Here is a 20,963-nt window from a genome sequence, read left to right on the forward strand (position 1 = left end):
AAAGCTTCATTTGAAGCCTGATCCATACTTATCACCCCAAGTGGGGTAAAAGTCCGCCGTGAATGATATCAGACATTGAGCGATTTGATAGTAATTATCATTACTATTTGATAAAAAAGTGCTAATTAATGATGCATATTATTTAATCTCTTCTGACTTACTGTTGATAGAGCACCTTGAATTTTCGTCAAGTTGCTCAATTCCTTTTGGCAAAACCGCCCCAAATCTTTTAACTTGCTTATCATTATTTGAACAATTTTACTTGGACAGTGAACCAAACATGAGCTTAGGGGTGGGATGCTATGACAGAAAAAAAACTAGAAACTTTATTAGTCAGTGCAGGAAGGCAAAAAAAATATACGCAAAACGCGGTTAATCCCCTTATTCAACGTACATCATCTGTCATTTTCGATACCGTTGCAGATATGAAACATGCCTTGAAGAATCGGGCAAAAGGTGAATTATTCTATGGACGCCGTGGCACACTCACGCACTTCTCCTTTCAGGAAGCCATGACCGAACTGGAAAATGGTGCTGGCTGTGCCCTTTATCCTTCTGGAGCAGCAGCGATCACCCATTCGATTTTAGCATTCGTGGAAACTGGCGATCATGTTTTGCTGACAGGAACAGCTTACGAACCTACACAGGAATTTTGCAATCAGTTTCTCCATAAGATGGGCATTTCTACCGACTATTTTGACCCGATGATCGGAGAAGGTATTGCTTCGTTGATTAAACCCAATACTAAGGTGGTTTTTCTTGAATCTCCCGGCTCACTGACGATGGAAGTACAGGATATTCCGGCTATCGTGCAGGCTGTCCGTCAGGTTAATCCTGAGATGGTGATTATCATTGATAATACATGGGCGGCGGGTGTGCTGTTTAAGGCGCTGGAATTTGGTATCGATATTTCCGTTCAATCTGCCACAAAATATATCATCGGACATTCGGATGGCATGCTGGGAACCGCGGTTGCCAATGCACGTTGTTGGGATCAACTCAGGGAAAGTTCTTATTTGCAGGGTCAAATTGCTGATCCTGAAACAGTGTATACAGCAACCCGTGGGTTACGTACGCTGGCTGTTCGCCTGAAACAGCATGAAGAAAACAGTATCAAGATTGCCAAATGGCTTGCACAGCGGCCAGAAGTGGCTGAAGTTTACCATCCTGCCTTGCCTTCTTGCCCTGGACATCATTATTTTCAACGCGATTTCACAGGCTCTTGCGGGTTATTTTCTTTTCTCCTGAATATCCAACTTACACCGACACAATTTTCTGATTATCTGGATAATTTCACCCATTTCAAGATGGCTTTTTCATGGGGAGGATTTGAATCATTAATTTTGGGTATCCAGCCTGAAATGCTTAAGACAATGCGCCAATATGATTCGCCCCAGAAAACGGGCACGTTATTCCGTCTCCATATCGGATTGGAAAACCCACAAGACTTGATTGATGATCTGGAAGCCGGTTTTGCCCGCCTGGCTCTTTTTTAATTCCAAGTATGCATAACATCAGAGACTCAATGTTTAGAATGAATTCTTTAACATCATGCCTCTCTATTTAGCGAAAAACGCCGTAAACCCTCGCCCCAATGCGAGGGGGTCGTAAAAGAGTATTAAAGAGAGTCATGATGTCATTTTTTCCCTGTCATCCCGTTCAAGCCTTTATGTTGTATCAAATCCCCCCCTCCCCCCTTCATTTTGCGGTACACTTGAAACCTCCTTTCATCTTTTACATTCGAAATATAGGTATAGACCTGCTCGTTAATTAGTTCATTCGCAAAAATTACAGGATAAACAATGGAAACGTTAAGCGAGATTGTGCATGCGCTCTGGCATCATGATTTTAACCAACTCGCCAATCCCGATGTCATCTGGATTATTTATGGTGTTCTCTTTGTCACGTTAGTGCTGGAAAACGGGCTATTGCCAGCCGCTTTTTTACCCGGCGATACTTTGCTGATACTTTCTGGTGCCTTGATTGCCAAAGGCGTCATGAGTTTCATTCCCACCGTCATTCTATTGAGTATTGCGGCAAGTCTGGGGTGCTGGCTAGGCTATTTGCAGGGTCGCTGGCTCGGTCATACCCGAATAGTGAAAAATTGGCTGGCGCAACTTCCCTTACAATATCGCCAACGTGCCAATCAACTATTCTCCGAATACGGCCTATCCGCTCTGCTTATCGGACGTTTTTTAGCGTTTGTTCGTACTCTTCTGCCAACATTTGCGGGTATTTCTGGTCTAAATAATAAACGCTTTCAGTTTTTTAACTGGTTAAGTGGCTTTTTATGGGTCATTATTATCGTGGGTTTTGGCTACATACTGAACCAGATCCCATTTGTCAAAGCGCACCAAGATCTGGTGATGAACATTTTGATAATTCTGCCTGTGATTTTGTTGATCAGTGGATTATCCGCTTCTTTACTGATGTACTGGCGCCACAAAAAATCATCAAAGAGAAAGTAAGTCAAAAAACTTGTTGTTTAGGCTTTCTTATAAAAGCGGCTGTTTTTTTATTTGAAAATTTATCAACCCCAAAAATTAAACAACCAGAGTCCATTCCGACAGGCAACCGTTAGTGCCAACAGTTTGAGCAGTACCCGAATTTCATAGGCTGAATAACTTCCCTGAATGGGATGGACGACCTTATCAATCGATCAATATCCTAACGTGATGCTGTTGAAACTATACAAATAAAATCGTCTCAATAAACAAAAGGATGCTCATTGATATATCCCAAAACTTACATGATCTAACGAGTAAGAAAAGGTTATTATTATGCAGAATTTCACCCTACACACCCCCACCAAAATCATTTTCGGCAAAGGGCAAATTGCCCAATTAAGTAATGAAATCCCGAAAACGGCGAAGATTTTGTTAGTTTATGGCGGTGGTAGTATTAAGCACAATGGGGTACTTTCCCAAGTTTATGCTGCATTGGAAGGCTATACAATTGACGAGTTCAGTGGTATTGAACCCAATCCCGCCTATGAAACACTTATCAAAGCTGTCGATTACATCCGCCAACATGAGATTGATTATTTACTGGCAATCGGGGGAGGATCTGTCATTGATGGCACTAAATTCATTGCGGCAGCAGTTAATTATCCTCATGATGATTTGTGGGAGATATTAATAACCAACGGTGCATATATCACTTCTGCTCTTCCTTTTTCCTGTGTACTAACACTACCTGCAACAGGTTCCGAAACCAATAATTTTTCAGTCATCAGCCGTCGGGAAACAGGCGATAAGCAATCTTTTTCCTCTCCTTTTGTTTTCCCCAAAATTGCCATCCTCGATCCCGAAGTAACATATTCTCTTCCAGTCAGGCAGACGGCTAATGGCGTCGTAGATGCTTTTGTCCATACGTTGGAGCAGTACCTGACGTATCCCGTAAATGCCAAAGTGCAGGATCGTTATGCAGAAGGTTTATTGATGACGTTACTTGAAGAAGGGCCTAAGGTACTAAAAGAACCTGAAAATTATGCTATTCGCGCCAATATTATGTGGACAGCAACCCAAGCGCTAAACGGTCTTTTAGGTGCCGGAGTGCCACAAGATTGGGCAACACACGAGTTGGGTCATCAGTTAACCGCCTTTCACGGGTTAGACCACGCTCAGACACTGGCGATTATATTACCGCATCTTTTACAAGAAAAACGCGAAGCGAAACACGACAAACTCCTGCAATATGCTGAACGTGTCTGGGATTTCACTGAGGGTTCTGAAGAAGAAAGAATCAGCAAGGCTATCCGTGCCACTCGTCAGTTTTTTGAAGATATGGGAGTGAAAACTCATCTTTCTGATTATCGGCTTGATGGCAGTTCTATTCCTGCAATGATCAAAAAATTAGAAACACAAGGTTTGGTTGCTCTCGGTGAACACCAAGATATTACGCTTGATGTCAGTCAGCGAATTTATGAGGCGTCCATCTGAAGTTCCAAATCTGAAGGAGGTAAGCATGGGGCAGCAAACAATTATTAAGCTCGTTGATGAGAACCACATGCCACAATTGGGGCTTGGGGTTTGGCAAGCGAGTAATGAACAGGTTGTTAAAGCTATCCACACGGCATTGGAAGTGGGTTATCGTTCTATTGATACAGCAGCGATTTATCATAACGAAGAAGGTGTAGGAAAAGCCTTGAAGGAAAGTGATATTCCACGGGAAGAGATTTTTGTCACCACCAAACTTTGGAATGATCGCCATCTGGACGCCAGTGCTGCATTACAGGAAAGTTTGGACAAACTACAGCTGGATTATGTAGATCTTTATCTCATTCACTGGCCTGCGCCTGAGCAAGATCATTATGTTGATGCATGGAGACAACTTATTGATCTGAAAGAGGCGGGGTTGGTTCGCAGTATTGGTGTGTGTAATTTCCACATTGAACATTTGCAGAGATTGATATCCGAAACCAACGAAATTCCTGCTATCAATCAAATTGAATTGCATCCACTGATGCAACAGCGACAGCTTCACTCATGGAATGCAACCCACCATATTACAACTGAATCCTGGAGCCCATTATCACGGGGAGGAAAAGGCGTTTTTGACTCTCCATTAGTTGAAAAACTTGCCATTAAATACGGAAAAACACCGGCGCAAATTGTCATCCGCTGGCACCTTGAATGTGGCATGATTGCCATTCCTAAATCCGTTACCCCTTCTCGTATTAAAGAAAATTTTGAGGTGTTTGATTTCAGATTGGAAAAAGAAGATTTAACTGCCATGGCAACATTGGATATTGGCAAGCGGATAGGCCCGAATCCTGAGACTTACAACCTGGTTGAATTAGCTACCTTTTAATAACTCTCCATATAATCTAATCCAACAGGACCTGAATTCTGTCGAATAACAGAATTCAGGTCACGGCATACCCAATAGGATATCAGGTTGCATAGCGGCGGCGAGGGAAACGAATTCCCAGGAGTATAACTCACGCTGTGACAGCTCCTCACCCTATCGAGGGTGTCGCAAAAGGCATACGTTGCCAGATGTAGTGTTGATGGGATAAAAGCACTGCAACTCATTAATAAAATCAAAATTATGAATAATAACAATGTTGATTATTGGTGTATGCTTTATGACATAGACTTACTGTATGACAGTAAATATTATATGTATTAAATGGATAGTAAGTTAATTATGTTTTTTTAGAGAGTAAAAAACATATCTACTTCCATATTTAACCCAAATAATACTTAAGGAAATGGTTATGATTTACATAGTGATTTCTTTATTGATGCTTATCCCTTTTTTCTTCATCTTAAAGTGGCTTCTGTTATCAAAGCACATTCACCACAATGCGGCAGGTATTATGTTTGCGGTAGCGGTTATTGCTTTCCATATGTATATCTTCCGCTTCGATCAGCTCCCTATTTTGCATGTTGCGATGTCCCATAAACCGATTGTGTTTTATGGCGCAATTGTGATTGCTCTTTTACACGGTGTAATCTATTCCGTTTGCTTTAATCGGTATTATGGGAAAGCAATTTATGATAAGCGTTAATCTACAAAACCTGCCCAACCTATAGCATTGAAGTTACTGTTGAGGATCATCATCTTTATTTTCTACCTCATCAGCGGATTTGGTGTTAGCAGTCAACAGATAAGGCGACTGTTGCCAACGGCTAGGAGATAGCTGCAATAAATTATGGGCCAGAATAAAGCCAATCGCCAAGGATAGCAGGAGCATGATACGGAGTAAGTTAGTGGTGTTATCGACCTGCTTAGCTTCAGTTGCCAATCTGTGGGTATCCAATGTCAGGCGGAGAAAACCTTTGGGCGAGTTTTTACCCGGTATAGGTACGACTATTTGCTGGTTAAAATAACCACTGGATTTTTTTCCCTCTAGCGATAATCGTTCGCGAACAGAGATCGGTTCACCACTCCGTGCAATCTGTGTTCCATTTGCCAAATAAACACTAGCATCCAAGATTCGACTCTCCCGAGTCAGATAATCCAAATTATCTACAATTTTTTTACTATCAATATCTTTGCTACCATTATCTATATAATCAGATAAGCTGAATGCAACTTGTTTTGCCAATGTCTTCGCCAGATCCTCGAACTGAGCCATATGGGATTGCTGTTGAGAACGACTGAAATAGGAAACCCCCTGCATCAGCAGTACCAGCAGACCTATACATACTAAAATAATCGCTGTCTTGTGTAATCGGAATTTTAGTTTAGCTTTTATCATCATTATTATCTCATCCCATGCACCAAAGGCACATGTTGCCAGATGCAATATTGATAGGATAGTTTGAAAAGAATTTTTTGCCGCCAAAATTGTATGGAATACAGGAGTCGATATTCATGTCTAATAATCTGGCCTATCGTTACTTACCGGATGAGATCCATAAATGGCCGGGATTACCGTTATCCCTCAGTGGTGATGAAGTGATGCCACTGGATTACCGAGCTGGGGACAGCGGATGGTTGCTGTATGGGCGTGGTTTGGATAAACAACGCATCAGCGAGTTTCAGCATCTGCTTGGTGCAGCTATGGTGGTCGTATCCTCATGGCGTATTGATGATTATCAGGTTGTCCGTATTGCTGGCAGCCTTTCGCCTCGCATTAAACGACTGGCAGATGAATGTCGTCTGGATGTTGTTCCATTGGGGCAAATCCCACGTCTGCGCTCGCCTGGCCTCTTGTTGATGGATATGGATTCAACCGCTATCCAGATCGAGTGTATTGATGAGATCGCTCGTTTGGCTGGCGTTGGCGACAAAGTCGCTGAAATCACAGAACGCGCAATGCAGGGTGAGCTTGATTTCTCAGAAAGCCTGCGCGAACGCGTTGCTCAACTGGCGGGTGCCGATGCAGCAATCTTGCAGCAAGTGCTGGATACGCTCCCTCTTATGCCTGGCCTGACGAGCCTTGTCCGCAAGTTACAATCATTGGACTGGCATGTTGCGATCGCCTCCGGTGGTTTTACTTTCTTTTCCGATAATCTTCGCCAACAACTGCGTCTTTTTGCCACCGTAGCCAATCAACTTGAAGTTAAAGATGGCAAACTGACGGGCAAAGTCAAAGGGACAATTGTCGATGCGAAATATAAAGCAACTACGCTGATAAGATTGGCAAAAGAGCTGAACATTCCTCTGAGCCAAACCGTTGCCATTGGTGATGGCGCCAATGACCTGAAAATGATCCGCAAAGCAGGATTGGGAATTGCCTATCATGCCAAGCCCAAAGTATATGCGCAGGCTAAGGTTGCGATCCGCCATGCCGATTTGATGGGTGTTTTGTGTGTTTTGAGTGGTGGCTTGAAACACGAAGAACGTTAGTAGTCATATTGAGGGAGAACAGAGTGGCAAAAGCAGCAAAACGGGCATTTGTCTGTAACGAGTGTGGTGCAGATTATCCACGTTGGCAGGGGCAATGTACCGCATGTCACGCATGGAATACAATTACGGAAGTGCGTTTGGCCGCAGCTTCATCTTCCCGTAATGAACGTTTAAGCGGCTATGCCGGAGATGTGGGCATCAGCAAAGTGCAGAAACTCTCAGAGATCAGTTTGGAAGAACTGCCCCGTTTTTCAACCGGATTTAAAGAGTTTGACCGGGTTCTTGGCGGCGGCGTGGTTCCTGGTAGTGCCATTTTGATCGGGGGTAATCCTGGCGCAGGGAAAAGTACCCTGCTCTTACAAACTATGTGCCAATTATCGACCCAGATGAAAACATTGTATGTCACAGGGGAAGAATCATTGCAGCAAGTCGCGATGAGAGCACATCGGCTAGGCTTACCGACCGATGAACTGAACATGCTGTCAGAAACCAGTATTGAACAAATTTGCCTGATTGCCGAACAGGAACAACCGAAACTCATGGTAATCGACTCGATTCAAGTGATGCACATGGCGGATATTCAATCCTCACCGGGCAGTGTAGCGCAAGTGAGAGAAACCGCAGCTTACTTGACACGGTTTGCAAAAACCCGTGGCGTTGCCATTATCATGGTTGGGCATGTCACAAAGGATGGCTCTTTGGCCGGTCCAAAAGTGCTCGAACACTGTATAGACTGTTCTGTCATGCTGGATGGCGAAGCAGATTCGCGTTTTCGCACACTGCGCAGTCATAAAAACCGTTTTGGTGCCGTCAATGAGCTTGGAGTGTTCGCTATGACCGAACAAGGATTGCGGGAAGTGAATAACCCTTCTGCCATTTTCCTGAGCCGTGGCGATGAAGTGACATCGGGTAGTTCTGTCATGATTGTGTGGGAGGGCACTCGTCCTTTGCTGGTTGAAATTCAGGCGCTGGTAGACCACTCCATGATGTCAAATCCTCGTCGTGTCGCGGTAGGGCTTGAACAAAACAGGTTGGCTATTCTATTGGCGGTTTTGCATCGACATGGAGGTTTGCAAATGGCTGACCAAGATGTATTTGTTAACGTTGTCGGTGGTGTGAAAGTAACGGAAACCAGTGCTGACCTTGCATTATTGCTCTCTTTGGTTTCCAGTTTCCGTAATCGTCCTTTACCCCGTGATCTGGTGGTATTCGGTGAAGTGGGATTGGCGGGTGAGATTCGTCCCGTTCCCAGTGGTCAGGAGCGCATTTCAGAAGCCGCCAAACATGGCTTTAAACGGGCTATTGTGCCTCATGCCAATGTTCCCAAAAAAGCATTGCCGGATATGAAGGTATTCGGTGTTAAAAAACTGGCTGATGCCTTAGCTATTTTGGACGATCTGGATGACTGAGTCACTATTTACTCCAGAGCGTTCTATCCTTAATAGATTCCGAGTTACATAAAATATTTTGTTACCTGCCTGACATTATCAGAACCAATAAGGCAGGTAATAAATTCACCCTATCAACCCACGCTATTTTCCTAATCAAAAACTATTAGTAACATTTAATCCGAAATAGTTATACAAATATAACTACGAAATCCCAAAGATAGATCAATCGTATTAAATAAAATCCAACAATTAATATAGTGATTATTTTTTCGATTTAACCATAAATTTAATACATATTTATTTTATTTTTTATATATTGTTGATTATCTAATTTTAAATTCTTACGGCCATGAAAATAGCAATATTTCATTCCAAAATATCAATATGCTCAATTTTATTTTACCTTTCACAGCGAGCATGCTATGTTGTTTAATATACTAAACACAAGGAGGATGTATGAATCAGTTTGACTATTTGAAAGATGCTATCAAACAGGCAGGTTACACGTTACAACAAATTGCTGATGCGAGCGGTATGACAAAAGGCTATCTGAGCCAATTGGTTAATGACAAAATAAAGAGTCCCAGCGCTCAGAAACTGGCAGCTCTTCATCAATATCTAGGATTAGCCTATCCTATGGAAAAGAAAACAATTGGAGTCGTGTTTGGTAAATTTTACCCATTACATACCGGACACATTTATTTGATTCAACGGGCATCCAGCCAAGTTGATGAATTGCATGTTGTTCTTTGTTATGACGAAACCCGGGATCGTGAGTTATTTATCAACAGTTCGATGTCCCAACAACCCACAGTGAGTGATCGCCTGAGATGGTTATTGCAAACGTTTAAGTATCAGAAAAATATCCATATTCACGTTTTTGATGAACAAGGAATGGAGCCTTATCCGAATGGCTGGAAAGCTTGGAGTAAAGGCGTGAAAACATTCATGGCAGAAAAAGGTATCAATCCTAATTATATCTATTCCAGTGAAGAGCAGGATGTCTCTCGCTATAAAGAATACTTCGGTATTGAGACTTTTCTTATTGATCCACAGCGTTCATTTATGAATATCAGTGGCAGCCAAATTCGTCAGGCACCTTTCCGTTATTGGGAATATATCCCTACAGAAGTGAAGCCATTCTTTGTGCGCACTGTCGCTATCCTTGGTGGTGAATCGAGCGGAAAGTCGACATTAGTGAATAAGCTGGCCAATATGTTTAACACCACCAGTGCATGGGAATACGGTCGTGAATATGTATTTTCCCACTTAGGGGGGGATGAAATGGCTTTGCAATACTCAGATTACGATAAGATTGCATTAGGTCATGCTCAATATATTGATTTTTCAGTTAAATATGCCAATAAAGTTGTATTTATTGACACCGATTTCGTGACAACACAGGCATTTTGCAAACGCTATGAAGGTAAAGAACATCCTTTTGTTCAAGCGATGATTGATGAGTATCGCTTTGATTTAGTTATTCTTTTAGAAAATAACACACCTTGGGTAGCTGATGGTTTGAGAAGTCTGGGTAGCGAACGGGATCGCAAAGAATTTCAACATTTACTTGAAAGTATGTTGAAGAAAAATAATATCAATTATATCTGTGTCAATTCGCCAGACTATGATCAACGTTTTCTGCGCTGTGTTGAATTAGTTCAAGAAATGTTAATGGAGTAACTAACTTTTATCTATAAAATAGATTTAAATTATATTATTATTATTACAATTAATAGATAGTAATTGATTCTTAGCCATAACTTTTTTCGACCTTGTTTTATTCCATATTAACGTTTAATTAAATGTTTCTTGTGGTTATTTTTACAATAGCAATAAAATAAATTGTGATAATAATATTTTTTGATGCTTGAATTTTACCGTTTTGACTTGAATTACAGAGAAATAAGTCATTTAATGAACAGACCTATTGATTTATTTATATAAATTTTATTAGTTATTAATAATCCCACAAATATGTTAGGTCTTTTATCAACAATGGGGGTGATGCACAAAATAATGTTAAGTTATTAATAAAAACATAATGACTTTTTTCCTTATTATCAAAGTGGAATAAAAATAGAATGATTTATGCTATTTTTATTTAACTAAATCTTTATCTTAAGCATAATTAACTAACGTTTTTGACTTTTTATTCCAAGACTAAGAAACATCTCATTTATTATATAATCATTGTAAATAATAATTGACATAAGATGAGTATATCCCTGATGTGAATGTTTCACATATAAACTATTTTTATTTGCGCAATTCCTTATAGGTATTATTGCGAATGGACTTAGACAGTATATGTTAAGGAAAAAGCTTTAATCTTTTAACCTAATTGTGTTGAGAATATGAACTTAAATCAATTTAAATCGATTGAGGTTATCAATATTTCATATGGTTTAACTGATAATACAGTTAATCATGAAATGATTTCAGATATCACATTTTCTATTATACCAGGTGAAATTACTTTGATAACAGGGCCGAAAGCATCGACTAACCGTACAGTGCTGTCGATTGCATCGGGTATGTTACAACCAGACCAAGGAGATGTATTAATAAATAATAACAAGCTGAAACTGATGAATGATAGAGAATTAGGAAAGTTTCATACCGAGAGTAGTGGGTTTATTTTCCAGGGTTTCAATTTATTTAGAGAACTCACTCTGTTAGATAACTTGTTATTATCAACGTCTTATGGATTATCGCTTTCTCGTGAACAAGCAGAAAAAATCGCGCAGAAATCGTTGGACGTTGTCAAATTAGGCCATAAGAGCCGTTATTATCCAGAGGAGCTGTCTGAAAACGAAAAACAACTGGCTGCAATGGCAAAAGCCATAGTCAGAAGGCCTGAATATTTATTTGCAGATGATCCAATGCGCAACTTAGATCAGCAGGCATTTCAGATGGTGATTAATATCTTTAAATTTATTGCACATGAACAGAAAGGTACGGTTGTAATTGCCTCTCAAGATAAACGCTTAATGCAATATGCAGATAGTGTCATCACTTTAGCAAGTGGAAAGGCCGTTAAAACTTATGAGTCTTTTCTGGAACAACGCGTGTTGTGTTAGTGTAGTTATTGTTTATAAACTTAAACTTGAAAAACGGCCTGATATCAGGCCGTTTTCTTTATCAGGCTTACTTGCTGATCTTTTTATATTTAATGCGGTGTGGCTCCAGTGCTTCAGCCCCCAGAGTCCGCTTTTTATAATCTTCGTATTCGGTGAAGTTCCCCTCAAAGAAGGACACCTTACCCTCATCCTGATAATCAATGATGTGTGTCGCGATACGGTCAAGGAACCAACGGTCATGGGAAATAACCATCGCACAGCCAGGAAATTCCAGCAGGGCATTTTCCAACGCACGCAGCGTTTCAATATCTAAATCGTTGGTTGGTTCGTCAAGCAGTAACATATTGCCACCGACTTGCAACAGTTTGGATAAATGCAGACGGCCACGCTCACCACCAGACAATTCACCAACACGCTTACCTTGATCTACGCCCTTGAAGTTAAAGCGCCCAACATAAGCTCGGCTCGGAATTTCAAAGTTGCCGATACGCATGATATCTTGACCGCCCGAAACTTCTTCCCAAACGGTTTTGCTGTCATCCATGCTATCGCGGAACTGATCAACAGAAGCCAATTTAACGGTTTCACCCAATGAAATTGAACCTGAATCCGGCTGCTCTTGGTCTGACAACATACGGAACAGTGTCGATTTACCCGCACCATTCGGGCCGATGATCCCAACAATCGCTCCTTTCGGCAGGGAGAAACTCAAGTTGTCGATCAGAATACGATCACCATAAGACTTAGTCAGATCGGTCACTTCCAGCACTTTATCACCCAAACGCGGGCCAGGTGGAATGAACAATTCACTGGTTTCATTACGTTTCTGGTACTCAACGTTATTGAGTTCTTCAAAGCGAGCCAGACGTGCCTTACCTTTTGCCTGACGCCCTTTGGGATTTTGGCGAACCCACTCAAGTTCTTTTTCAATGGATTTACGGCGAGCCGCTTCTGATGCAGCTTCCTGCGCCAAGCGCGCATCTTTTTGTTCCAGCCATGAAGAATAGTTACCTTCCCATGGAATGCCTTCACCACGGTCAAGTTCCAGAATCCAGCCAGCAACGTTATCAAGGAAGTAACGGTCATGGGTAATCGCAACGACTGTGCCTTCATAATCATGCAAGAAGCGCTCCAGCCATGCGACAGATTCAGCATCAAGGTGGTTGGTTGGTTCGTCAAGCAGCAGCATGTCTGGTTTTTCCAGCAACAAACGGCAGATTGCTACACGACGACGTTCACCACCTGACAAATGTTCAATTTTAGCATCCCAAGCAGGCAAACGCAGAGCATCAGCCGCCCGCTCAAGCTGGTTATCCAGGTTGTGCCCATCATGGGATTGGATAATAGATTCCAGTTCACCCTGTTCTTTTGCCAGCTTGTCAAAATCTGCGTCCGGATCAGCATAAGCAGCATAGACTTCATCAAGGCGTGTCAGAGCATTTTTTACTTCGCTGACAGCTTCTTCCACTGCTTCGCGAACAGTATGTTCAAGATTGAGCTTTGGTTCCTGCGGCAGATAACCAATTTTTATCCCGGGCTGTGGGCGAGCTTCACCCTCAATATCTTTATCAATACCCGCCATGATGCGCAGTAAGGTCGATTTACCGGCACCATTCAGACCGAGAACACCAATTTTTGCTCCCGGGAAAAAACTCAGAGAAATATTTTTCAGAATATGTCTTTTCGGGGGAACAATTTTACCAACCCGATGCATACTATAAACATATTGAGCCAATGTATTTTACCTTTTAATTAATCAGGAAATTTTGAAATTCGTTTGCGTTCAGGGGGCTAGATAACCGCAAACGGTAAAAAGCCTCTGGGCGGAACGTCCTTTTATGAATAGCATCGCCGTTCCAATCTGTCGATTGTATTCACTGAGGGATGGAATACAAATAGGTTTATCTACTCTCTTATAAAATAAACACTTTTACAGCCCCTTCCTTATTAGCACGTATTAGTTGTGATCAATCACATCAATAATATGCTTATAATTACATGGTATTTTAGCCATACCCAGTAGATTTCAGGTTGTAGCCAACCAAGCGGAAACTTGAAAAATAGGGGGTATATGCATTTTGGCATGATAGTAGAATCATCTTCTGGAGAGGTGTGTGGCAATGAGTAAGTGGCAGCATTTTGCAATAGCTGTAAGTCTGGTTTTTGTTGTTGTGGGAGCAGCTCATGCTGATTCGCTAGACGCACAACGTCAACGATATCAAGAAATAAAACAGGCTTGGGATGCCAAAAATAGAGAGGAAATTGCACGTCTAATGCCCACGCTGCAAAAGTATCCTCTCTACCCTTATCTTGAATATCGTCAATTAACTCAGGATTTGGCAATAGTTACCCCTGAACAAGTTCAACACTTTATTGATAATTACCCGACTCTGCCACTAACACACTCGCTGAAACTTCAATTTATCAATGTACTGGCAAAAAATGGCGACTGGCACAACCTTTTAACCTTCTCCCCCAATCCCCCAAATTCAGTTGCCGAACGTTGCCATTACTACTTCGCCCAATGGGCCACTGGTCACCAGCAGGTTGCGTGGCAAGGAGCTGAGAAAATTTGGCTCAGCGGCAGTTCATTACCTGACAGTTGCAATCAACTCATTAATGTTTGGGAACAATCTGGATATTTGTCTGCAAATTTAATTTTGCAGCGTCTTGAATTGGCTATGAAAGAAAATAACGTTCCACTCGTTAGCTATCTTGCCAAGCGATTGCCATTAAATTATCAGAAGTTAGTCTCTAGTTTGGTAAAACTACAACATGATCCTGAATTAGTTGAACAATTCGCAACCACCACGGCTCCAACAGATTTCACCCGCTCGGTCGTTATCACCGCCTTTCAGCGTTTCGCCCGCAAAGATGCCAAATTAGCCAGAATAACTATTCCAACACTGGTGCGAATGCAGAAAATGAATGACTCCGAACAGCAGCAATTAAAAGAGTTCATTGCATGGCAATTAATGGGAGATGTCACACCAGAACAAGCAAAGTGGCGAGATGAAACTATCCGGGATTCACAATCGACTAAATTGCTTGAGCGACGTGCTCGTTTGGCTTTGAGGGATGGCGATTATACTAGCCTTGATGGCTGGCTGGCGCTACTGCCCAAAACGGTCTTGCAAAATGATGAATGGCAATATTGGAGTGCCATTATTCTGCTCAATCAAGGAAAGACCACAGAAGGAAATGCAATATTGCGTAACCTAACCAAGCACCGTGGTTTTTATCCCATGGTAGCCGCTCAGAAATTGCATATAACTTATCCTCTGAACATTAATAAAGCCAAAAGACCCGATATGACCATTGCTGGTATGCCGGAAATTAAGCGCATCCAAGAGTTGTTGTATTGGGATATGGAGAGTCTGGCACGTTCGGAGTGGGTTCGCTTAGTGGCCTCACAAAATCCATTGACGCAGGAACAATTGGCGCGTTATGCGTTTGAACAACATTGGCCCTCGCTTAGTGTGCAAGCTACTATTACGGGAAAAATGTGGGATCATCTTGAAGAACGTTTCCCGCTGGCATGGAAAAACGAGTTCGCAAACTTTACAGCAGACAAAAATATTTCCCAAAGTTATGCAATGGCAATTGCTCGTCAGGAAAGTGCGTGGGATCCGCAAGCCCGCTCTTCTAAAGGAGCCAGTGGGCTAATGCAAATCATGCCTAAAACCGCCGAACATACGGTAAAGACGAATAAAATTCAGGGCTATGCCAGTAAAAATCAATTAATGAACCCAATTATGAATATTAAAATTGGCACCGCTTATCTGGATTCGGTTTACCAGCGTTTTGACAATAACCGTATTCTTGCCAGTGCCGCCTATAATGCAGGGCCTACAAATGTTGATCGTTGGCTGGCTGATACCTCTGGACACCTTGATCCGATTGCCTTTATTGAAAGCATCCCTTTCAATGAAACACGCAATTATGTCAAAAATGTTCTTGCCTACGATATGTTCTACCATAATTTTATGGGGAAAATATCTAACGTACTGACCGATACCGAATGGCAAAGACATTATTAATTTAGGATGCATGTATGATATGCTGCTGTACTAGTTAAATAGTATGGTGGCTTTTTATGGCACAAAATCATTTGATTGATCCGGCGATTTCCCCGGAAGATGGTGATGACTGGTTCACTTTTGTAAAGTTATTGCAAAACGCATTTGAAGAAAATTTGCAACATTCTATTTTGCAGCTATTATTGACCCCCGATGAACGTACCGCTTTATCAACCCGAGTTCGGATTATTCAGGAATTGATGCGTGGAGAAATGAACCAACGCGAACTGAAAAACGAGCTAAGTGTGGGTATCGCAACAATCACTCGTGGTTCGAACAGCTTAAAAATAGCGCCAGCTCATGTTAAAGCATGGTTGGAAGCGCAGTTATTAAAATAACTGCTATTAAATAATTACATTAAGTCGTGCAAATAACGGCTTAAATAGCCAAGCGGGGTCATCATGTTATGACCCCAAACGGCTTACTTGTATACCCAATGGATTTCGAGTTGCAGCTCGACAGCAAGGGAACGAATCCCCAGTAGCATAGCTAACTATGTCTAACTATGTGCTAACCTATGTAACTGGGGTGAGTAAACGTAGCCAACAAAGCTGCAACTTGAAAGACGGCGGGGATAAACAGCCGTTAAAGTTAATTATTAATATCCTTGTAAATTTCATGATGAATAGGTACAAGAGCCAATATCAGAGCTTGATGATAAACGCTGGTGCGAGTCAGAATGCCGTTGGTAAAAAAACCGATTGCCCCCCCTTTTTGCTTGATATTATCAATGCCAGTGACTTCAGCCATTTCATGGCCAAGTTCTCGTCCTTCGCGAATACCTTCCAATACTTTTTCAGGAAGCATAAGACTCGCAGAACGCGACTCTCCCCGAATTTGTTTATGCTCAATCACCATCCAGGCAAACGTCATGTCATCTTCAATTCCAGCTTCAACCCCAACCCAGAAGTCAGCTTCAGGCCGGACTTGACGGGCAGCCATAACACGATGGCGGGCACCTGTTCGGGTTTCGGTATTGCCAATAGGCTGTTGAGGTACACTGCTATCTACATTGACATCTTCTATGTGGTAAGTGCCCGAGCCAAAAACATCATCGAATGCAAGGCTAATCGCTTTTATTTTCGCAGGGTTAGTTGTTGCCGCAATAACATGATACATAATAAATAAATTATCCTTTGAACTATTTCACGATGCAGTATAACGGAAAATACATATGTTACAGGTCTATCTTGTTCGTCATGGCGAAACCGAATGGAACGTGGCTCGCCGCATTCAGGGCCAATCTGACAGTCCTTTGACTGAAATTGGCTTGCGTCAGGCTCACTTGGTAGCGCAAAAAATCAAATCAGAAAACATTACCCATGTTATCACCAGTGATCTTGGCCGAACACGCCAAACCGCAGAGATCATCGCCAAAGCCTGTGGGTGTGACGTAATATTGGAACCACGTTTGCGAGAATTACATATGGGGATTTTGGAAAATCGCGAACTAAACTCCCTCTCCCCCGAAGAAGAATCTTGGCGTAAAAGTCTCGTCGATGGTACACCAAATGGACGTATCCCAGAAGGTGAATCGATGAATGAATTATCTATCCGTATGCGAGCTGCACTGGATAATTGCCTCAATTTACCGGCTGGCAGCCGCCCACTGCTCGTAAGTCATGGTATGGCACTTGTCTGTTTGGTCTGTTCAATTCTGGGGCTTCCTGCCAATTCAGAACGTCGTTTAAGGCTGAGAAACTGTTCTATCTCACGAGTCGATTATCAAAATAGCCCATGGCTAGCTTCAGGCTGGATCGTTGAAACAGCAGGCGATATCACACATCTGAATATGCCCGCTTTGGATGAATTACAAGGCTAACGCTCAATTGGGATGAGGTACTCAAATTCCATCACATGGCTTTGAGACTCATCCTCGATATTTTTCCAGTCGAGATTAGTGAGATAGTATCGCTCGATATCATATCCCTTTCTGCGAGTAACATTTAATCTAGGCAAGCAAGTACCATAAATGGTAAAGAGAAACTCTTGTAATTGTTCTTTATTACCAAAATAACTGAACGAAATATAGTCCCCCCCAGGCAAGACGACTGGGCTACTACCTTTAGTATCAAAGACGGCATATTCCGGCTCTATTGCTGTGGTATAGAAAACGGTTTGCTCTTCTTCATGCTCATGACTGAGGATAGTATGATGTAACCCATAAAGTCTGGGTGGTAATACTTCCGCATGCTGTAGATAGTTAATCCAAAAGTTTTGCCGCATGCCTGTGCAAGCAGTTAGCCACTCTTCCAACATATAGCTACACGAGTGCTCAGTGCCAATCAATATTTTATCTTCCAACGTAATATATTTGTGTGTTGGCAGAGGCTTGTTATCCAGCAAGATAGGAGGGCATATTCCTTTTGCACACCATTCTTCACTTCGGCGATAAGATGCGGGCGTTCGATCAAACTGTTTTTTGAAAGCCCTTGTGAAAGTTTGTTGAGAATCAAAACGATATTGCAAAGCAATATCCAGAATAGGTCGACTGGTTAAACGTAATGCAACAGCAGCTCGAGATAATCTTCTCGCGCGGATGTAAGAGGCAATTGCCTGACCAGTCACATCCTTAAACATACGCTGCAAGTGCCACTTAGAATAACCTGCTTTTGCTGCAACATTATCGAGCGATAGTGGACGGTCTAAGTTATTATCCAGCCAATGCAGCAAATCTCGAATGATGTTGGTTTGATCCATACATCTCCCTAAGTCATCAAGACAAAAAGAAAAATCAGAAAATGTAAAACAACTTACTTTGTTGAAAAAACATTTTTCTGTACACATATGTTACGTAGCTTGATAGATAAGCAATACCTATCATTCTTCAAAGATAACAATATGGATTTTTCATCCTCCAGATTACCTGTTACTCAGGCATATTGTGGGTTTTACATTTTAAGATACAGTCCTTGCTTCCAAGCGTAATAGAAATATTTTTATACTATTACTTAGGGTTAATTACTTTATTTATTGCCACATAATTTATTGCCGCACACAGAATGCGACTAGCACTATATAGTGGGCATATTAAATATTGCTTAAATAATTAATTAACTTTGTTTCATCAATGTTATCAATCAGATCACAGATATAATAAAACAAGATAAAACTTGGAATAAGTTAATGGGAAACTTAATAATAAGTCAAGTACTGTCTTTCAAAACCACACAACCACATGAAAATATTAAAAATAAAAATTCCCTTCATTATATTACATGCGCTGTTAAAGACTATTTATTAGCCTACTATCTCATGCAACTCGAAACCTATTAGGTATATAATGGCATGGCTTTTCGTTATGTATATTCATGATGAAAATGGTTTTACCGCAACCATTTACTTGCATTATATGTTAATGGTGGATATTTTCACTGCATTTATTTAATTCATATGGACTAAATATGGTAACAATCAAGAAAATAGTGGTAGCAGCTACCTTACTCTTTTCTCCTGTGCTTCTGCATGCTGAAGAGATTGGCTCTGTTGATACCGTGTTCAAATTTTTTGGCCCTGATAACAAAATAGTAATAGAAGCCTTTGATGACCCCGATGTTAAAAATGTCACCTGCTATTTGAGCAGAGCTAAGACAGGAGGTATTAAGGGCGGTTTGGGATTGGCAGAAGACACATCAGACGCTGCTATATCCTGTCAGCAGGTTGGCCCGATTGAATTGGCAGATAAGATTAAGACATCCCCCAAGAAAGGACAGGTCGTCTTCCAGAAACGTACTTCTCTGGTGTTTAAAAAACTTCAAGTTGTACGATTCTATGATAATAATCGTAATTCATTGATTTACCTAACTTATTCTGACAAAGTGATCGATGGTTCTCCTAAAAACGCGATTAGTGCCGTGCCAATTATGCCGTGGAAAAAGTGATTGAACCACGAAATAGACCGACTGTTAAACTATCGTCCAGTAGGCAATGTCTGTTAAATTAAAAAGAAAAGCCCTGATGTTGTAAAACATTCGGGCTTTTTAGCTGATACTAAAACTCTTTCACTACATTAGTATTAAAGAATATCAGTATTAAAGAATGAGTATCAAAGAGGTTTAGTCTTCTAAATCACCACAGAAGCGATAACCTTCACCGTGGATAGTCGCAATGATTTCTGGAGTATCCGGTGTCGATTCGAAGTGTTTACGAATACGGCGGATAGTCACATCAACAGTACGATCGTGAGGTTTCAGCTCGCGCCCTGTCATTTTTTTCAGCAATTCTGCACGAGTCTGGATCTTTCCAGGATTCTCACAGAAATGGAGCATCGCGCGGAACTCACTACGTGGCAGTTTGTACTGATCACCCATTGGGCTAACCAAAGAGCGGCTATTAATATCCAGCTCCCATCCATTGAACTTATAGCTTTCAACCTGACGACGTTCTTCACCTGAATGACTCAGATTCATTGTCCGCGAAAGCAAATTCCGCGCACGGATAGTTAATTCGCGCGGGTTAAATGGCTTGGTGATGTAATCATCAGCACCAATTTCAAGCCCAAGAATTTTGTCCACCTCATTGTCACGGCCTGTCAAAAACATCAGCGCGACATTTGCCTGCTCACGTAATTCACGGGCAAGAAGTAACCCATTTTTACCTGGTAGATTGATATCCATAATAACTAAATTAATATCGTTATCTGACAGAATATTGTGCATTTCCGAACCGTCAGTCGCTTCATAAACGACATACCCTTCAGCTTCAAAAATGCTTTTCAGGGTATTGCGTGTGACAATTTCGTCTTCAACAATCAAAATGTGCGGGGTTTGCATGGTTGCTACCTAAAATCGCTAAAAAACAGAATCTGTATGGCATAAGCTGTTATTATTAAAAGAAAAACATACTGATTTTGTTCTGAATGACAGAAAACCAGCTCATGTCCAAAATAAACGTTTTGATATGTTTTACGCTAAAAGCCAGCGTCGCTTTTTTGGAGGGGACATACCCGAAGAACCCGTTTTAAATAACGGTCCTATAGTAGTCTATTAACAGCAAGATAACAGCTAGTAATGCATTTACCCTCTAAAAAAACTAACTTTTGTTGATACATATCAAAATCAATTGTAGCACGTTAACATTAATTGTAATTGTTAATTTCAATCAAGGCC

General features: G+C 41.4%; 18 protein-coding genes. 13 read left to right on the plus strand and 5 right to left on the minus strand.

What is annotated here, in order from left to right:
* The first annotated feature begins 302 nt into the window (after positions 1-302).
* The 5 genes from metC to Xhom_RS47585 all read left to right on the plus strand — a co-directional run bounded on the left by metC (position 303) and on the right by Xhom_RS47585 (position 5,515).
* Positions 303-1,496 carry a cystathionine beta-lyase gene (gene metC / locus Xhom_RS47565; RefSeq protein ID WP_069316888.1) on the plus strand — a complete coding sequence of 398 codons (1,194 nt, stop codon included), beginning with the start codon at positions 303-305 and terminating at the stop codon, positions 1,494-1,496.
* A 306-nt stretch (positions 1,497-1,802) separates the two neighbouring features.
* Entirely contained in the window at positions 1,803-2,468 is a 666-nt protein-coding gene (locus Xhom_RS47570) for a DedA family protein (protein WP_069316889.1), read from the plus strand.
* Positions 2,469-2,780: 312 nt separating this feature from the next.
* Entirely contained in the window at positions 2,781-3,941 is a 1,161-nt protein-coding gene (gene yqhD / locus Xhom_RS47575) for an alcohol dehydrogenase (RefSeq protein ID WP_069316890.1), read from the plus strand.
* Positions 3,942-3,966: 25 nt separating this feature from the next.
* Complete coding sequence (gene dkgA, locus Xhom_RS47580) at positions 3,967-4,812, plus strand: 2,5-didehydrogluconate reductase DkgA (protein WP_069316891.1); 846 nt, start codon at positions 3,967-3,969, stop codon at positions 4,810-4,812.
* Positions 4,813-5,221: 409 nt separating this feature from the next.
* Positions 5,222-5,515, plus strand: coding sequence for a hypothetical protein (locus tag Xhom_RS47585; protein ID WP_069316892.1), 294 nt, complete (start codon positions 5,222-5,224; stop codon positions 5,513-5,515).
* Positions 5,516-5,548: 33 nt separating this feature from the next.
* Here the strand turns inward: Xhom_RS47585 and Xhom_RS47590 are convergent, their stop codons facing one another.
* Positions 5,549-6,208, minus strand: coding sequence for a YtjB family periplasmic protein (locus tag Xhom_RS47590; protein WP_069318486.1), 660 nt, complete (start codon positions 6,206-6,208; stop codon positions 5,549-5,551).
* 116 nt (positions 6,209-6,324) lie between these two features.
* On the opposite strand from Xhom_RS47590, the gene serB reads away from it, so the two are divergent.
* The 4 genes from serB (at position 6,325) to Xhom_RS47610 (ending at position 11,776) form a co-directional block, all read left to right on the plus strand.
* Positions 6,325-7,302 carry a phosphoserine phosphatase gene (gene serB / locus Xhom_RS47595; RefSeq protein WP_069316893.1) on the plus strand — a complete coding sequence of 326 codons (978 nt, stop codon included), beginning with the start codon at positions 6,325-6,327 and terminating at the stop codon, positions 7,300-7,302.
* A gap of 23 nt (positions 7,303-7,325) precedes the next feature.
* Complete coding sequence (radA, locus tag Xhom_RS47600) at positions 7,326-8,711, plus strand: DNA repair protein RadA (RefSeq protein ID WP_069316894.1); 1,386 nt, start codon at positions 7,326-7,328, stop codon at positions 8,709-8,711.
* A 438-nt stretch (positions 8,712-9,149) separates the two neighbouring features.
* A complete protein-coding gene (gene nadR, locus Xhom_RS47605) occupies positions 9,150-10,376 on the plus strand; it encodes a multifunctional transcriptional regulator/nicotinamide-nucleotide adenylyltransferase/ribosylnicotinamide kinase NadR (RefSeq protein ID WP_069316895.1) in 1,227 nt (408 codons plus the stop codon).
* A 674-nt stretch (positions 10,377-11,050) separates the two neighbouring features.
* Positions 11,051-11,776 (plus strand): ATP-binding cassette domain-containing protein, encoded by a 726-nt coding sequence (locus Xhom_RS47610; RefSeq protein WP_069316896.1) that lies wholly within the window; start codon positions 11,051-11,053, stop codon positions 11,774-11,776.
* A gap of 67 nt (positions 11,777-11,843) precedes the next feature.
* On the opposite strand, the gene ettA is transcribed toward Xhom_RS47610, so the two are convergent.
* Positions 11,844-13,511 (minus strand): energy-dependent translational throttle protein EttA, encoded by a 1,668-nt coding sequence (ettA, locus tag Xhom_RS47615; RefSeq protein ID WP_071933877.1) that lies wholly within the window; start codon positions 13,509-13,511, stop codon positions 11,844-11,846.
* A gap of 385 nt (positions 13,512-13,896) precedes the next feature.
* Here ettA and sltY point away from each other — a divergent pair, with 385 nt between their 5' ends.
* On the plus strand, positions 13,897-15,816 hold the full coding sequence (sltY, locus tag Xhom_RS47620; protein WP_069316898.1) for a murein transglycosylase: 1,920 nt from the start codon (positions 13,897-13,899) through the stop codon (positions 15,814-15,816).
* A 56-nt stretch (positions 15,817-15,872) separates the two neighbouring features.
* Positions 15,873-16,193 carry a trp operon repressor gene (trpR, locus tag Xhom_RS47625; RefSeq protein ID WP_069316899.1) on the plus strand — a complete coding sequence of 107 codons (321 nt, stop codon included), beginning with the start codon at positions 15,873-15,875 and terminating at the stop codon, positions 16,191-16,193.
* 253 nt (positions 16,194-16,446) lie between these two features.
* Here trpR and yjjX read toward each other — a convergent pair whose 3' ends face one another.
* Complete coding sequence (yjjX, locus tag Xhom_RS47630) at positions 16,447-16,974, minus strand: inosine/xanthosine triphosphatase (RefSeq protein ID WP_069316900.1); 528 nt, start codon at positions 16,972-16,974, stop codon at positions 16,447-16,449.
* Positions 16,975-17,029: 55 nt separating this feature from the next.
* On the opposite strand from yjjX, the gene gpmB reads away from it, so the two are divergent.
* Positions 17,030-17,677 carry a 2,3-diphosphoglycerate-dependent phosphoglycerate mutase GpmB gene (gene gpmB, locus Xhom_RS47635; protein ID WP_069316901.1) on the plus strand — a complete coding sequence of 216 codons (648 nt, stop codon included), beginning with the start codon at positions 17,030-17,032 and terminating at the stop codon, positions 17,675-17,677.
* On the opposite strand, the gene robA is transcribed toward gpmB, so the two are convergent.
* Positions 17,674-18,555, minus strand: a complete 882-nt coding sequence (gene robA, locus Xhom_RS47640) for an MDR efflux pump AcrAB transcriptional activator RobA (RefSeq protein ID WP_069316902.1) — start codon at positions 18,553-18,555, stop codon at positions 17,674-17,676. The two genes, gpmB and robA, sit on opposite strands and share 4 nt — an antisense overlap.
* Positions 18,556-19,259: 704 nt before the next feature.
* Here robA and creA point away from each other — a divergent pair.
* The gene (gene creA / locus Xhom_RS47645) at positions 19,260-19,736 is read left to right on the plus strand and encodes a protein CreA (protein WP_069316903.1); all 477 of its coding nucleotides are present in this window, start codon (positions 19,260-19,262) and stop codon (positions 19,734-19,736) included.
* Positions 19,737-19,910: 174 nt separating this feature from the next.
* On the opposite strand, the gene arcA is transcribed toward creA, so the two are convergent.
* A complete protein-coding gene (gene arcA, locus Xhom_RS47650; protein ID WP_038238609.1) occupies positions 19,911-20,627 on the minus strand; it encodes a two-component system response regulator ArcA in 717 nt (238 codons plus the stop codon).
* Between the last annotated feature and the right edge of the window lie 336 nt (positions 20,628-20,963).

The sequence above is a fragment of the Xenorhabdus hominickii genome (assembly GCF_002632725.1).
Lineage (GTDB): Bacteria > Pseudomonadota > Gammaproteobacteria > Enterobacterales > Enterobacteriaceae > Xenorhabdus > Xenorhabdus hominickii.

What these genes read in the sequence shown, in the direction of transcription:
- metC (WP_069316888.1), top strand. Translation starts at nt 303, where the DNA reads ATGACAGAAAAAAAACTAGAAACTTTATTAGTCAGTGCAGGAAGGCAA.
- Xhom_RS47570 (WP_069316889.1), top strand. Translation starts at nt 1,803, where the DNA reads ATGGAAACGTTAAGCGAGATTGTGCATGCGCTCTGGCATCATGATTTT.
- yqhD (WP_069316890.1), top strand. Translation starts at nt 2,781, where the DNA reads ATGCAGAATTTCACCCTACACACCCCCACCAAAATCATTTTCGGCAAA.
- dkgA (WP_069316891.1), top strand. Translation starts at nt 3,967, where the DNA reads ATGGGGCAGCAAACAATTATTAAGCTCGTTGATGAGAACCACATGCCA.
- Xhom_RS47585 (WP_069316892.1), top strand. Translation starts at nt 5,222, where the DNA reads ATGATTTACATAGTGATTTCTTTATTGATGCTTATCCCTTTTTTCTTC.
- Xhom_RS47590 (WP_069318486.1), bottom strand. Translation starts at nt 6,208, where the DNA reads ATGATAAAAGCTAAACTAAAATTCCGATTACACAAGACAGCGATTATT.
- serB (WP_069316893.1), top strand. Translation starts at nt 6,325, where the DNA reads ATGTCTAATAATCTGGCCTATCGTTACTTACCGGATGAGATCCATAAA.
- nadR (WP_069316895.1), top strand. Translation starts at nt 9,150, where the DNA reads ATGAATCAGTTTGACTATTTGAAAGATGCTATCAAACAGGCAGGTTAC.
- Xhom_RS47610 (WP_069316896.1), top strand. Translation starts at nt 11,051, where the DNA reads ATGAACTTAAATCAATTTAAATCGATTGAGGTTATCAATATTTCATAT.
- sltY (WP_069316898.1), top strand. Translation starts at nt 13,897, where the DNA reads ATGAGTAAGTGGCAGCATTTTGCAATAGCTGTAAGTCTGGTTTTTGTT.
- trpR (WP_069316899.1), top strand. Translation starts at nt 15,873, where the DNA reads ATGGCACAAAATCATTTGATTGATCCGGCGATTTCCCCGGAAGATGGT.
- yjjX (WP_069316900.1), bottom strand. Translation starts at nt 16,974, where the DNA reads ATGTATCATGTTATTGCGGCAACAACTAACCCTGCGAAAATAAAAGCG.
- gpmB (WP_069316901.1), top strand. Translation starts at nt 17,030, where the DNA reads ATGTTACAGGTCTATCTTGTTCGTCATGGCGAAACCGAATGGAACGTG.
- robA (WP_069316902.1), bottom strand. Translation starts at nt 18,555, where the DNA reads ATGGATCAAACCAACATCATTCGAGATTTGCTGCATTGGCTGGATAAT.
- creA (WP_069316903.1), top strand. Translation starts at nt 19,260, where the DNA reads ATGGTAACAATCAAGAAAATAGTGGTAGCAGCTACCTTACTCTTTTCT.
- arcA (WP_038238609.1), bottom strand. Translation starts at nt 20,627, where the DNA reads ATGCAAACCCCGCACATTTTGATTGTTGAAGACGAAATTGTCACACGC.